Genomic DNA, 12,366 nt, shown 5'->3' on the forward strand with positions numbered 1-12,366 from the left:
GGATCCGCGATTCCGAGTGATTGAGCAGCGATTCCTAAGTATCTCACCTTTGGATGTGATCTCGGCGCTGGTCCATCACATCATAATGTGTTACAGCCAAGTAATGACTGATCAGACAATCACTGCCGTGCGCGAAATAATCACCTCAGGATCGTCCACCAAGGCCGGTCTTGCTCGAGCCGCTGGCCTCCACGCCAACACGCTGCGCGATTGCACAGAAGACAGCTGGAACCCGACCAGCGACACGCTCTCCAAGCTGCAAAAATTCCTCGATGAGAACGATGAGAGCCCCGTACTCGTCCCGATCGACGAGATTATCGAGGAGGCGCGCAACGGCCGTATGTACATTCTGGTCGATGACGAGGACCGCGAAAATGAAGGCGACCTCATCATCCCGGCGCAAATGGCCACACCGATGGCGATCAATTTCATGGCCACGCATGGTCGCGGCCTGATCTGCCTCGCACTTGATCGCTCGCGCGTCGAGAAGCTCGGTTTGGAGCCAATGAGCCGCGATAACCAGGAAAGCATGCAGACCGCATTTACGGTCTCGATTGAGGCGCGCGAAGGGGTCACCACCGGTATCAGCGCTGCCGATCGGTCGCGGACCGTTTCCGTAGCAATTGACACCACCAAGGGCCCGCAAGACATTGTAAAACCGGGCCATGTCTTTCCTCTCGCCGCGCGCGATGGCGGGGTGCTTGTTCGCGCCGGTCATACCGAGGCCGCCGTCGATATCTCTCGCCTCGCAGGTCTCAATCCATCGGGCGTGATCTGCGAGATCATGAACGAAGACGGGACCATGGCCCGCCTTGACGACCTAATAACTTTCGCCCGCAAGCACGATCTCAAGATCGGCACGATCCGCGACTTGATCGAATACCGCATGCGCAAGGATCACCTGGTCGAGCGCGTGGGCGAGCGCAGCTTCGAATCCGATTATGGCGGACAATGGCGCATGCTGACCTACCGCAACATAATCGACGGCAGCGAAAGCTACGTAGTCCAGAAGGGGCATGTCCAGCCGGGTGAGCCGACGCTGGTCCGCGTTCACCCGATCTCGATCTTCGACGATATCCTTGGCCAGCCCGGCCCCCGCAAGCGCACGCTCCAGCGCGCAATGCAGGCGGTGGGAGAGCATGGCGCTGGCATTATCGTCATCCTCACACGCGGCAATGCACCCACGGGCGAATACGGCCCCGATGACGAGTATCGCAACGTCGGGATCGGGTCGCAAATCCTTGCCGATATGGAGGTGCATGAGATGATCCTCCTCAGTAACTCGACCCCCAATGTCGTCGCGATCGAGGGCTACGGCCTCAACATCGTCGACCATATGCCGATCCCGGAGTAGGCAGATTCGCACTCTCGATGTTGAGGTGGCGCAGCCCAAGTACTCACACATCGAGCGTGAGCGACGATGGCGGGTCGAACCCTCCCAAGCGCCGGCAGTCGGCGACCGTCCGTACACAATTATCGAAGACCGCTACCTCGATGATACCCGTTTCCGGGTGCGCAAGATGACGTGCGGCCAGACCGGTCAAGTCTCACTGAAACTGTCGAAGAAGTACGATGCGGGGCTCGCAACTGCTCGGCCGCTCGTTACGGCGTATCTCGATGAAACCGAGTATGCGCGATTTTGTGGCCTACCTGGTGTAGACATGATCAAGCGTCGCTACAAAATTGAACACGACGGGCGAGAATGGAGCCTCGATGTCTTCGAGAACCCAGCCGTCGGCTTCCTTATCCTGGAGATCGAGGCCGAGGAAGGCTTGCTCGAACGCCTCCTGCCTCCTAGCTGGGCGGCTCGCGAGGTCACCGATCTCGTCTCATATCAATGTGGCTCGCTAGCTCGCCAGCCCGATCCCGCGGAGTAAGCAGATGGCCCGTTTCCTGATTGTCGAAGCCCGCTTTTACGAAGACTTCAACGACATGCTGATCGCGGGCGCGCGCGCGGTGCTCGAAGGCGCAGGGCATGACGTGGACGTACTCACTGTTCCCGGAGCCCTGGAAATTCCGGGCGCGATCTCGCTAGCGGTCGAAAGCGGCCGGTATGACGGCTTCGTCGCCATCGGAGTGGTGATCCGCGGCGAAACCTATCATTTCGAGATCGTCGCCGGCGAGAGCGCTCGCGGCATCATGGCGCTCACCATGGACGGCATCGCCATCGGCAACGGAATCCTGACGACCGAAAACCGCGAGCAGACAGTGGTGCGGGCCGACCCCGCCCAGAAGAACAAAGGCGGCGAAGCAGCGCAGGCTGCTCTAGCGCTGTGGGATTTGCAGCAGAAATTCATGAGCTAGCTCGCGGAGCTTCGAGAACGAAACGGCAATGTCTGCTTGCGACCCATTTGCGGACACTAATGACCAGAACCTTCGTCGCGGAAATCGGACATAGTGATGCGGATGCAGTGTGCCCGCATCGGCGGCTGAGTCAGCCTGCTCTCGGTATAGAGAATGCCGCAGGCTCTAGCGCTTTCGCCAAACCGATACATGAGCCTTGCTTTCCGCGGTAAATGGTGTTCGCCACCAATCCTGCCACCGCTCAACCAATTCAAGTCCGGCCAAAGCTGCCATCAAATCCATCTCGGACGGCCAAACGAAGCGAAACGGCAAAGCCATCAGCCTTGAGCCACTCTCCTCAAGCCATACGTGGTGAGAAGTGCCTCGTTGTGTCACGACGTCTATCTCATCGATCCCCCAGTGATTATCCGAGCGGACAAAGGCCATCTTGGTTGTATCCTTTGCCAACCCCCAAAAGGGTGGGACTGCATTCTCGACGACAAAATGTCCGCCATCTTCCAAATGCGCGGCCGCATTCCGAAAGCAGGCAACCTGTGCGTCCTGCGAAGTCAAATTCGATAGCGTGTTGAATACGAGATAGACTAGCGAGAAGCGTCCCTCGACACTCGTTTGAGCCATGTCTCCTATCGCAACAGGGATTTCATTTCCCCTCGGCTTTCTTCGTAACTCACCAACCATAGCTTCCGACAGCTCAATCCCGCTAACCTTTATATCGGATTCTGAAAGCGGAAGGGCTACTCGGCCCGTTCCTATAGCGAACTCCAGAGCGCGGCCAGTTCCAGCCAATTCGGCGAGGAACTCGACCGTCTTTTCCAATTCCTCATCAGTCTGATTGCAGTGATCGCGGTCGTAACGACACGCAACATCTGGCCCGAAAAAGTCAGCCATAGTTAACCGACGCTCCTTCCATGTGCCGAGCAATAGATGCTGACTTCAAACTCGGCAAACCCACGCAAGTTGCCATCGCACCAGCCAACAATCTGCGTCCGCTTTCCACCCACTTGCAGACGTTATCAAAGGCTGTTGAGGATACGGCTGCTGGTTGAAATCCGCGCACCGCAAGGAGACATTCTGCAATCGGACCGGGAATTTTATCAACGGCCGCGAAACAGGTTCACTCAATCTTCAAGCTTTATCTGCGGCATCCTTAATTGCCCTTCGAATGCTCATATAGGTTGCGCAGCGGCAGATATTGCCGCTCATTGCGTCGTCGATGTCCTTGTCGCTTGGATTGGCATTGCTCGCCAGCAAGGCCGTAGCCGACATGATTTGTCCGGATTGGCAATAACCGCATTGCGGCACGTCACTCTCGACCCACACCTCCCGGATGGCGTCGGCCGCGCGGCCGCTCACGCCTTCAATTGTCGTCACATCGGAATCGCCAATCGAATCATGGGGCAGAACGCACGACCGCGTTGGGGCTCCGTCGATATGCACAGTGCAAGCACCGCACTGGGCGACACCGCAGCCAAACTTGGTCCCGGTCATTTTGAGATGATCGCGCAGCACCCACAGCAGCGGCGTTCCGGGAGCGGCGTCGACGGTTTTCTCTTCGCCATTGATCTTAAGAGTGACGGCCATTGGGCTCTCCCCGATTATGCGTCATGCTTTGCGCCGAGCGGCAATCGCGAACCATTCGCCCCGATCATGGGAAGGGAGCGAATGCGATGGCCTGTAGCGGCGAAAATGGCGTTGGCGAGCGCCGGCGCGGCAGGCGGCGTCGCCGGCTCACCGATCCCCGCAGGACGCTCATTCGAAGCAATGATTTCCACCTCAAATTGCCGCGGAGCCTCTTTCATCCGCAACAACCGCCAAGTCGGAAAATTGTCCTGCACGATCGCCCCCTTCTCCGCCGTGATTTCTCCATAAAGGGCGTTCGAAAGGCCGTTTATGGTCCCGCCTTCCATCTGCGCGCGGGCATGATTTGGATTGATGACTGTGCCTGCATCGACGGCCAGCCAGATGCCGGGAATGGACAGCGTGCCATCGGCTCCCACCGAAACTTCGACAACAGTCGCGACATACGAGAGGAAGGATCGGTGCGCCGCGATGCCCAGGCCATGCCTTGCCGGAAGTTTTCTACCCCATCCCGCCATTTTGGCAGCAGTCCTCACAACGTTTGACAGGCGCCCTGTTTTGATCGGGTAATCCTTGATCGACGCATCATAATTCAGATAGATCGCCCCTTCGTCGGCAGGATTGATGGTGCGCTCCGGGCCGATCAACTCAAGCAGATAATCCTTGGGATCTCGCCCTGCAGCATGGGCAAGTTCGGCAGCAAAACTTTGTACCGCAAAGGCGTGATGGATGTTCGAAACCGATCGAAGCCAGCCAATTCTCACGTGGCCGCGCGCATCGCCAGATTCCACCCTGAGATTAGGCACAGCGAATGGCACGTCGGTGGCGCCGAGCCCCAACTCCCCATCTGACGGCGTGGCCAACCCATCCACGAAGGTCGAGGGAATAGGCGGAAAGACTGTCCGGTGAAGGTAACTCGTGCACCTTCCATCTTGGTCCAGGCCGGCTTCAAGCCGCTGTGCGCTGGCCGCATGATAGTAGCCGTGGCGAATGTCGTCTTCACGCGTCCAGGTCACCTTGACCGGTTTGCCGACGTCCCTGGCGATCAGCGCCGCTTCGATCACAAAATCAGGCTTTGACTTGCGTCCGAAGGCGCCGCCAAGCCAAGTCGGGGTGACAGTGATATTTTGCTTGTCAATCCCTAGAATGCCGGCGAGCGTCTGACGCGTCGACTGCGGGTCCTGAACACAAGCCCAGCACTCCAGCTTGTCGCCGGTCCATTGCGCAGTCGCGCAGGGCGGCTCCATCGGCGTGTGTGCGAGGTGCGGAGCGTAATATTCGGCTTCGACACGCTGGGCCGCATCGGCAAGACCGCCGCGTACGTTCCCGCGCTCGCGCCGTACTTTACCCGGACGCCTGGCGGTACGTTTCATCGCATCGGCGAAGGTATCGGAATCATACTTGGCATTGGGTCCGTCCGCCCAGGAAATCTCCAATGCGTTGCGTCCCTGGATTGCGGCCCATGTGTCCTTCGCCACAACCGCAACGCCGCCCAGCGGCTGGTACAGAGCCGGTGGCTTCGCATCGGGCATGCGCATTGTCTGCAGGACGCCGGGCACTTTGAGCGCCGCAGACTCATCGAATGAGCGGACCCGGCCAAACACTTGCGGTGGGCGTGCGATGACCGCGTGGACCATGCCAGGCCTGTCGACATCGATACCGAAAGTTCCCTCACCCCGCACGATCTTGGGGATGGTCAGCGATGCAACTTCTTTGCCGATAAAGCGCCATTCTTCTGGCTGCTTCAGGGTAATATCCTCTTCCGCCGGAATCTGCATCCGTGCTGCCAATTCGGCCAGATTGCCGTAGGAAAGCGTGTCGCTGTTCTTCGCATTGCTGACCAGACCCTCCTGTGCAGTACATTCGGCGGGCTCCATGCCCCAATACAGCGCCGCCGCTTCGGTCAACATGCCGCGCATCGCTGCGCCCGCAACACGCAGGCGATGGAAATTGTACCGAACTGAACGTGATCCGTCGGTGTTCTGATCGCCGTATCTCTCGTGACCCTCGGCCTGCACGATCTCGACCTTGTCCCAATCGGCTTCGAGCTCGTCGGCAACAATCTGCGCCATGGAAGTCCATACCTGCTGGCCCATTTCAGAGCGATGGCAAGTGATCTTGACCGTACCCCCCTCGTCGATTGCGATCCAAAGCGCTGGTGTTGCATCGCCGCCGGCAACTCCGGTGAGCGGGCTGGGGTCTTGATCTGGAAGATCGAATGCATCGGCGTTGATGTCGGGTTCGGCGTATTGCGAGCAACCTGCCAAGGCCACACCAACAACAAACAGGCCGGAACCTGTCACGAAACTTCGGCGGCTTAAGTTGGTTATCGGCAGGTCTGTGGCATCGCCTTGCGACGCTCCGCTAATGCCCGGAATAATGCCCATTCTTTGCAAGAACACTTTGCGCCCTCCCGACTGCAAACTCCGCTCTATCGCGACTCCCAATCGAGCACAAACTGCATAGTCAGCAGCATTGCCGCTGTGTCAAAATGCGATCAAAATTGGGCAAAGCCGTCATTCATTCCGAGAATGACTGATCTCCTTCCATATTCCGACTTTAGAGATTGCTTTAGCTTACGGCCTAGCCCGCCCCGTCGAACATGCCGATGAGACCAAACGGCTCGTAAGGCCCAATCGCCAGTTGCTCGAATATGCCCATGCCCTGCTTGCCCTTGTCACAAGTCGCGTTGCACAGGATCTGCACGTGCAAGTTCTCCGGCGCGAGTGGATCAAGCGCTGCGAGGTCGATATCCTCGCGCTCGACTTCCAGCGGACCGTGGTGCAGCCCATGGTTCCACTTGGGATGGGTATAGCCAAGCCCGCGCATCTGGAAGCGCATCACCGGATCGAGCGTGACTTCGCTTGGCCCCTTGGCGAGATCGAGGTGGAGCACTGACTTCGCCGGCCAGCGCGTGCCCTGCTGCATGCCAGTCTCGAGCCGCCCTTCCCCTTCCACGATATCCTCGGCGCCTCCGCCATGGGGCACCCATGCGGCGCGCGTGTTCCACGCATGGCCATCCGGCTCGGCGTTGAGATGGTAGAACAGGCTGCCGCCATGCAGGTTGATCGGGGTCCATTGCCAGAAGAACGCCGGCGCCTTGGCAGCGGGATTGGGCTGCGCATCAGGCGCTCCGACGGGCCGGATGCCCCAGCTGCGATCACGCGTGCCGACCACATTGCTGCCGAGTTCATGGCGTTTGCCGTCAATCTCGATCCAGCCTTCCCAGGTGCAGTTCTGCGTCAGCCGCGTGTAGTCCATGAACAAGCGCGATCCGATCCGGTGAGTGAAACGCGGCTCCTCAATCGGGAAAGCCCTTCCAGTCATGGTGAGATCGGCCGACATGCCGTCCTGCTCGTCGACCCGGATGCGGATCTTCTGCAGCGGCTCCAGCACCTCGATTCCAACAGGACCACATTTCAATGTCATGCGCTCCATCGAATTCTCGGCCGAGGCATGCAAATTGTGCTGTAGACCCCCGATAGATACCGCGAGATGGGCGTCAGACACGTCGAGATGCGGGTAGACGCCGAAGGCTACGGCGAAGAACAACGACCCATCGGGCGCATAACCGTTGAAGAAATAGCGATCGTAGAAGTTGCGGTCCGTCCCGGCATGGGCGACCGGCTCGGGAGTCTGGTGGATCGGGAAATCGTCGCCCCTGGTCAGAACCATCTCATAGTCTCCCTTTCAATGCGCCAATGCTGTCATGCTCTAGCGCCAACGCGCAGGCGCCGCGTGCCATGGACAAAAAGTTGGCGTCGCCGCGCTCTGTTCGTTCAACGAAGGCCGCACTGAAGACGGCAGTCGACACCCCATGCAAGGCGCCAATGCGGTAGTCGTCCCAGATGGATTTGCGCGACATCGCGACTCCGCGCTGGGTCATTTCGTAGCAGTAGAGATCAAGCAGTTCGCTTTCATACGCGCGCCGTAGCTCATCGCCGATGCCGCAACCGAGGAAGTAGCCGACGTCTGTAAGAGCATTTCCGATCGTCACTGTCTGCCAGTCGAGCACCGCAATCGGCTCGCTGCCACCTTTGATATCGAAGAGCATGTTATCGAGCCGGAAGTCGCCATGTACGATGCATTGGTCACCTTCGCGGTGATCGAAAATCAATTGTGACAGCTCGTTTAACTCGTCGCAGAGCTGCATGAATTCGGGCTCGAGCGTGCCCGCATAACGTTCTTCAAACACGGCGTGGGCTTGCGGATAGAGCGCTTTCAGTTGGGCGGTGACTTCGGGCGGTGTCTGGAACAGCGCTTGATCGACAATCTCTGCGGAGTTCCAGCTCGGCGCGTGGATTGCTGCCGCTTGTTTCACCGCTTCGCGCGCATCTGGTGCCGAGCAGCTTTCCAGCTGGTTGCCGCCGCGCGCCGGACCCAGATCCTCGAAGAGGAGAATGAAATCGCCGCCATCATCGGAGATCTCGGACGCGATAACTCCGGGGGTACGCACTTTCAGGCGGGGCGCGACATCGCGGTAGAACCCCACTTCCTTGCGGTAGAGCCCCATCATCACCGCCGTGCCGCGGCTCGTGGGATCTTCGGCGGGAAACTTGCCCGCCAGAGTCGCCGGGCCGGAGCCGCCCGAGTAACTCAAGTGGAAGCGAGCGCTATCGCCCACTTGCCCCGTGCCAATCGGCTCCCAAGTGAGTTCCGAGACTTCGCCCTCGCCCAGCAGCTCTGCTTCGCGCAGGCGCTCGGTCAGCCATTGCGGCAAAACATCACCGGGTTTTGACGGAAATGTCGGCAATCCCCTCTCCTCCAGCGGCACACGCTAGCGAGGAGAGGCAACCGCTACAATCGATCTGTTCGCCTCAGCGGCCGAAACACGCTCTGCCCGCGTAATGCGCGCTCGCTCCAAGCTCTTCCTCGATCCGGATAAGCTGGTTGTACTTTGCGAGGCGATCGGAACGCGCCAGCGAGCCGGTCTTGATTTGTCCGCAATTGGTCGCGACGGCGAGATCGGCGATGGTCGCATCTTCGGTTTCGCCCGACCGATGGCTCATCACAGAAGTGTAGCTCGCGCGCGTCGCGATGTTCACCGCGTCCAATGTCTCGGAAAGCGTGCCGATCTGGTTGACCTTCACCAGCAGCGAATTGGCGAGGCCCTTCTCGCTGCCCATGGTCAACCGCTCGGGGTTGGTCACGAACAGGTCATCGCCGACCAGCTGAACGCGGTCACCGATCAACTCGGTCAGCGCTTTCCAGCCATCGAGGTCGTCTTCGTCCATCCCGTCTTCGATCGAGCGGATCGGATAATCGTCGCACAGTTTGGCGAGATATCGCGCCATTTCTTCGCCGCTCAGGCTCAAACCCTCGCCCGAAATCTCGTACTTCCCGTCGTGGCAGAATTCCGTCGAAGCGCAATCGAGCGCCAGAACTACGTCGTCGCCGGCCGTGAAGCCCGCCTTCTCGATCGATGCCATGATGAAGTCGAGCGCGTCTCGCGTGCTGGCGAGGTCGGGGGCAAAGCCGCCCTCGTCGCCAACCGAAGTGGATAAGCCCTTTTCGGACAGACCTTTCTTGAGAGTGTGGAATATCTCCGAGCCCCAACGTACCGCTTCGGCGATATTATCCGCGCCGACCGGCATAACCATGAATTCCTGGATGTCGATCGGATTGTCGGCATGTTCACCGCCATTGACGATATTCATCATCGGAACAGGTAGGACATGCGCCGAAACACCTCCGACATAGGAGTATAGCGGCAGACCGCGCGCATTCGCAGCTGCCTTTGCAACAGCGAGGCTTGTCCCGAGGATCGCATTGGCCCCCAAACGCGCCTTGTTGGCGGTGCCATCGAGCGCGATCATCGCGTGATCGACATCGCGCTGGTCTTCCGCATCCATGCCCAGCACAGCGTCGGCAATTTCCGTATTCACTGCATCGATCGCCTTGAGCACGCCCTTGCCGAGATACCGGTCCTTGTCGCCGTCGCGCAACTCGACCGCTTCATGCGCGCCCGTCGACGCGCCCGAAGGCACCGCCGCCCGTCCAAAGCTGCCGTCCTCAAGCAGGATATCGACCTCGACCGTCGGATTGCCTCGGCTATCGAGGATTTCACGGCTGTGGATATCGATGATGGCGGTCATTTTCTCGGGGCTCCAGAAAGAGGTGTTGTATGTTGGCAAGACAGCCCCATATCGGGGTTCAGGCGCGGTCTATGCGCCGGAACTTTGTGGCGCAAGTTGCGTTGCAACATAGAAGGCCAAACAATGCTATGTTGGTCAAAACTTTTTGAGCCATCGGAGGCAAAGGAAAAATCATGGCAGAAGCCACAAAATCGACCACCACGAAATCCACCAAGAAGGCTGCGCCGAAAGCAACCGCTGCTCCCAAGACGCACACCGATGAAGCGAAATCGCGTTTCAGCGCCGCAATTGATGAAGCCAAGGCTGGCGCAATTGCACTGAAGGCCGAAGCAGGCGATCGCGCCGGCACGTACAAGGACCAGGCCCGCGAACGCGGCGATGTCATCGTCGGCGAGGCCAAGGAATACGGCCAGCAGGCGAAGGTCAAGGCCGGCGAACTCGCGACCGAAGGCAAAGCCAAGGCGAGCGACGCACTCGGCTCGATCGCGAAAGTGATCTCGGACACCGCGCCCAAGATCGACGAGCAGCTTGGCGAGAAGTACGGTGACTATGCACGTACAGCATCTCGTTCGCTGCAGGAAAATGCGGCAAAGCTCGACAACAAGTCGGTTGAAGAAATCGGTGAAGATGCTCGCGAATTCGTACGCAAGAGCCCCGGAACCGCTATCGGCATCGCAGCCGTTGTCGGTTTCCTTGTAGCAAGGCTTTTCCGCGGTCGCGGCTAAGTTCGGCCTAGAGGGGGCGAGATAATGCTGGGAAGCGACCTGCCCGAACAGCGGCAGGACAAGCATTTGGATGCACATAGAAGCGATGAGCTGGACGAAGAACCCGTGCAGCCATCGCTTTTCGATGACATCGAAAGTCTTGTCGAGGACGGGAAGACTTACGCCGAGGCAGAGCTCGCATTCCAGAAATCGCGTCTTTCCTTTGCTTTCGGTAAGGGACGCAATGCCGCGTTCCTTGGCCTGCTCGCATTGGGATTCCTGCACCTCGCCCTGATCGCTTTGGTCGTGGGAGCCGTGATTGCACTGAGTCCGCTGCTAACTCCCGTCGGGGCGACACTGGCCGTTGCTGCTGTACTGCTTGTAGTCGCGGTGATCTTTGTAATGGTCGCCAAGCGCCGGATAGAGGAAGCCGCAGATGCGTTCGACGAGGTTGAAAAGTGAGTAGCTCCGGGGCCCGATTGCGCGAAGATCGCGCTATCCGCGACGCAGCAAGGGCTTTGGTCAAAGCAGACCTCGCCCAGTTGAAGAATACATTCTCGGGCAAGTCTCTCGCCCAGCGAATGACCGACCGAGTCAGCGAGGGCGCACAAGATGTCTTTGAAGAAGCGGTAGAGGTAGCGGACAACAATCGCGGTGTTCTCGCGACGCTTCTGGCGGCAGTTGTATTATGGTTTGCGCACAACCCGATAATGTCGCTGTTCGAAGATGAGGAAGGGTTGGACGACGACTTGCCGGATGAAGGCGAGGAACTGGCGCAGGAGCCAGACGTTTAACCACTGATCCAAAACCAAATTGGGCACCCGAACGGCCAATCCCTTTCCAGACGGAACATAAAATGACGACCGAAGAGAAACGCGAAGAACTGAAAGAACGCATTGCGGCAGGCGAGAAGCGCCATGAAGAGCGCAACCAGTTGCTCGAGATTGCTCGCGAAACGAGCGAGAACGTGAAGACCTTCGCCAAGCAACATCCTGTCGCAACTGTGACAGGCGGTGTGGCACTCGGTTTGATCATTGGTGCCATGACTCCAAAGGGTCGCCTTCTCGGGAAGCGAGCGGGTATTATGCTGGCAACCTTTGCGGAAATCGGAGCGACCCAGGCATTGGCTGGCATGGCCAAGGCGGGCGAAGCAGCGCGCGTCGGTCAGGACAAGCTGGAAGATCTCGGTGACGATCTGGGCGCCGCGGCCCGTGCAGCAAAACGCGAGATCGGCTACCGCGCTGGTAGCGCTGCGGACGGTGCACGAACCATCAGCAAGCGCATGTCGCGCAAGACCGGACGCACCGTTCGGAACCTCAAGGACCGCGTCACCCACTAGGTCCACTTCGCGACCGGTGAAATGAGCGCTCATGGGTTTCCATGCAGCGCTCAATTCATTATGGGCGCGAACAATTCTCCCCTTCTCCCCAAGAGATCATTCAGGACCATCCCTCATGGAAGAAACTTCAAAACAGCTGCTGCACCTTGTGATGGGTGGACGCGTCACAGATCCGCGCTCGACCGAGTTCCAGGACCCGGAAAGCATCCACGTTGCTGGCGTTTTCAGCTCCTATGAAGCGGCGGAAGAAGCGTGGCGTGCCAACGCCCAGCGCACGGTCGACGATGCTGAAATGAAATATGTGATCGTCCACCTGCACCGACTGCTCACTCCCGAAGCATAGCTC

At 58.9% G+C, this 12,366-nt stretch carries 14 protein-coding genes; 8 read left to right on the forward strand and 6 right to left on the reverse strand.

Going from position 1 to position 12,366, the window contains the following annotated elements:
- The first annotated feature begins 103 nt into the window (after window positions 1-103).
- Genes ribB through ribH form a run of 3 tightly spaced genes read left to right on the forward strand, consistent with a single transcriptional unit; the run spans window position 104 to window position 2,304 of the window.
- Complete coding sequence (gene ribB, locus ACEWMW_RS11710) at window positions 104-1,354, forward strand: 3,4-dihydroxy-2-butanone-4-phosphate synthase (protein WP_409414122.1); 1,251 nt, start codon at window positions 104-106, stop codon at window positions 1,352-1,354.
- Between the two features lie 25 nt (window positions 1,355-1,379).
- Window positions 1,380-1,877 (forward strand): hypothetical protein, encoded by a 498-nt coding sequence (locus tag ACEWMW_RS11715; RefSeq protein WP_409414123.1) that lies wholly within the window; start codon window positions 1,380-1,382, stop codon window positions 1,875-1,877.
- A gap of 4 nt (window positions 1,878-1,881) precedes the next feature.
- The gene (gene ribH, locus ACEWMW_RS11720; RefSeq protein ID WP_409414124.1) at window positions 1,882-2,304 is read left to right on the forward strand and encodes a 6,7-dimethyl-8-ribityllumazine synthase; all 423 of its coding nucleotides are present in this window, start codon (window positions 1,882-1,884) and stop codon (window positions 2,302-2,304) included.
- A gap of 165 nt (window positions 2,305-2,469) precedes the next feature.
- Here ribH and ACEWMW_RS11725 read toward each other — a convergent pair whose 3' ends face one another.
- From ACEWMW_RS11725 to eno, 6 genes are all read right to left on the reverse strand, one after another.
- Window positions 2,470-3,192 (reverse strand): methyltransferase domain-containing protein, encoded by a 723-nt coding sequence (locus tag ACEWMW_RS11725; protein ID WP_409414125.1) that lies wholly within the window; start codon window positions 3,190-3,192, stop codon window positions 2,470-2,472.
- A 237-nt stretch (window positions 3,193-3,429) separates the two neighbouring features.
- On the reverse strand, window positions 3,430-3,885 hold the full coding sequence (locus ACEWMW_RS11730) for a (2Fe-2S)-binding protein (RefSeq protein WP_409414126.1): 456 nt from the start codon (window positions 3,883-3,885) through the stop codon (window positions 3,430-3,432).
- Between the two features lie 14 nt (window positions 3,886-3,899).
- On the reverse strand, window positions 3,900-6,269 hold the full coding sequence (locus tag ACEWMW_RS11735; protein ID WP_409414127.1) for a xanthine dehydrogenase family protein molybdopterin-binding subunit: 2,370 nt from the start codon (window positions 6,267-6,269) through the stop codon (window positions 3,900-3,902).
- 196 nt (window positions 6,270-6,465) lie between these two features.
- Window positions 6,466-7,557, reverse strand: coding sequence for a hypothetical protein (locus ACEWMW_RS11740; protein WP_409414128.1), 1,092 nt, complete (start codon window positions 7,555-7,557; stop codon window positions 6,466-6,468).
- A 1-nt stretch (window position 7,558) separates the two neighbouring features.
- A complete protein-coding gene (locus tag ACEWMW_RS11745; RefSeq protein ID WP_409414129.1) occupies window positions 7,559-8,635 on the reverse strand; it encodes a phosphotransferase family protein in 1,077 nt (358 codons plus the stop codon).
- 64 nt (window positions 8,636-8,699) lie between these two features.
- Window positions 8,700-9,977, reverse strand: a complete 1,278-nt coding sequence (eno, locus tag ACEWMW_RS11750) for a phosphopyruvate hydratase (protein ID WP_409414130.1) — start codon at window positions 9,975-9,977, stop codon at window positions 8,700-8,702.
- A 173-nt stretch (window positions 9,978-10,150) separates the two neighbouring features.
- On the opposite strand from eno, the gene ACEWMW_RS11755 reads away from it, so the two are divergent.
- From ACEWMW_RS11755 to ACEWMW_RS11775, 5 genes are all read left to right on the forward strand, one after another.
- Complete coding sequence (locus tag ACEWMW_RS11755; protein ID WP_409414131.1) at window positions 10,151-10,702, forward strand: hypothetical protein; 552 nt, start codon at window positions 10,151-10,153, stop codon at window positions 10,700-10,702.
- 24 nt (window positions 10,703-10,726) lie between these two features.
- Window positions 10,727-11,143, forward strand: coding sequence for a phage holin family protein (locus ACEWMW_RS11760; RefSeq protein ID WP_409414132.1), 417 nt, complete (start codon window positions 10,727-10,729; stop codon window positions 11,141-11,143).
- A complete protein-coding gene (locus ACEWMW_RS11765; protein ID WP_409414133.1) occupies window positions 11,140-11,475 on the forward strand; it encodes a hypothetical protein in 336 nt (111 codons plus the stop codon). The genes ACEWMW_RS11760 and ACEWMW_RS11765 overlap by 4 nt, the downstream gene beginning before the upstream one ends.
- A 62-nt stretch (window positions 11,476-11,537) precedes the next feature.
- Window positions 11,538-12,020, forward strand: a complete 483-nt coding sequence (locus ACEWMW_RS11770) for a hypothetical protein (protein WP_409414134.1) — start codon at window positions 11,538-11,540, stop codon at window positions 12,018-12,020.
- 115 nt (window positions 12,021-12,135) lie between these two features.
- Entirely contained in the window at window positions 12,136-12,363 is a 228-nt protein-coding gene (locus ACEWMW_RS11775; protein WP_409414135.1) for a DUF4170 domain-containing protein, read from the forward strand.
- Window positions 12,364-12,366 lie beyond the last annotated feature (3 nt).

Origin of the sequence: Litorerythrobacter xanthomarinus, assembly GCF_046254955.1 — a bacterium.
Lineage (GTDB): Bacteria > Pseudomonadota > Alphaproteobacteria > Sphingomonadales > Sphingomonadaceae > Qipengyuania_C.

Excerpts from the sequence above, each read along its gene's own strand:
- ribB (WP_409414122.1), top strand. The coding sequence starts at position 104 with ATGACTGATCAGACAATCACTGCCGTGCGCGAAATAATCACCTCAGGA.
- ribH (WP_409414124.1), top strand. The coding sequence starts at position 1,882 with ATGGCCCGTTTCCTGATTGTCGAAGCCCGCTTTTACGAAGACTTCAAC.
- ACEWMW_RS11725 (WP_409414125.1), bottom strand. The coding sequence starts at position 3,192 with ATGGCTGACTTTTTCGGGCCAGATGTTGCGTGTCGTTACGACCGCGAT.
- ACEWMW_RS11730 (WP_409414126.1), bottom strand. The coding sequence starts at position 3,885 with ATGGCCGTCACTCTTAAGATCAATGGCGAAGAGAAAACCGTCGACGCC.
- ACEWMW_RS11735 (WP_409414127.1), bottom strand. The coding sequence starts at position 6,269 with ATGGGCATTATTCCGGGCATTAGCGGAGCGTCGCAAGGCGATGCCACA.
- ACEWMW_RS11740 (WP_409414128.1), bottom strand. The coding sequence starts at position 7,557 with ATGGTTCTGACCAGGGGCGACGATTTCCCGATCCACCAGACTCCCGAG.
- eno (WP_409414130.1), bottom strand. The coding sequence starts at position 9,977 with ATGACCGCCATCATCGATATCCACAGCCGTGAAATCCTCGATAGCCGA.
- ACEWMW_RS11755 (WP_409414131.1), top strand. The coding sequence starts at position 10,151 with ATGGCAGAAGCCACAAAATCGACCACCACGAAATCCACCAAGAAGGCT.
- ACEWMW_RS11760 (WP_409414132.1), top strand. The coding sequence starts at position 10,727 with ATGCTGGGAAGCGACCTGCCCGAACAGCGGCAGGACAAGCATTTGGAT.
- ACEWMW_RS11770 (WP_409414134.1), top strand. The coding sequence starts at position 11,538 with ATGACGACCGAAGAGAAACGCGAAGAACTGAAAGAACGCATTGCGGCA.
- ACEWMW_RS11775 (WP_409414135.1), top strand. The coding sequence starts at position 12,136 with ATGGAAGAAACTTCAAAACAGCTGCTGCACCTTGTGATGGGTGGACGC.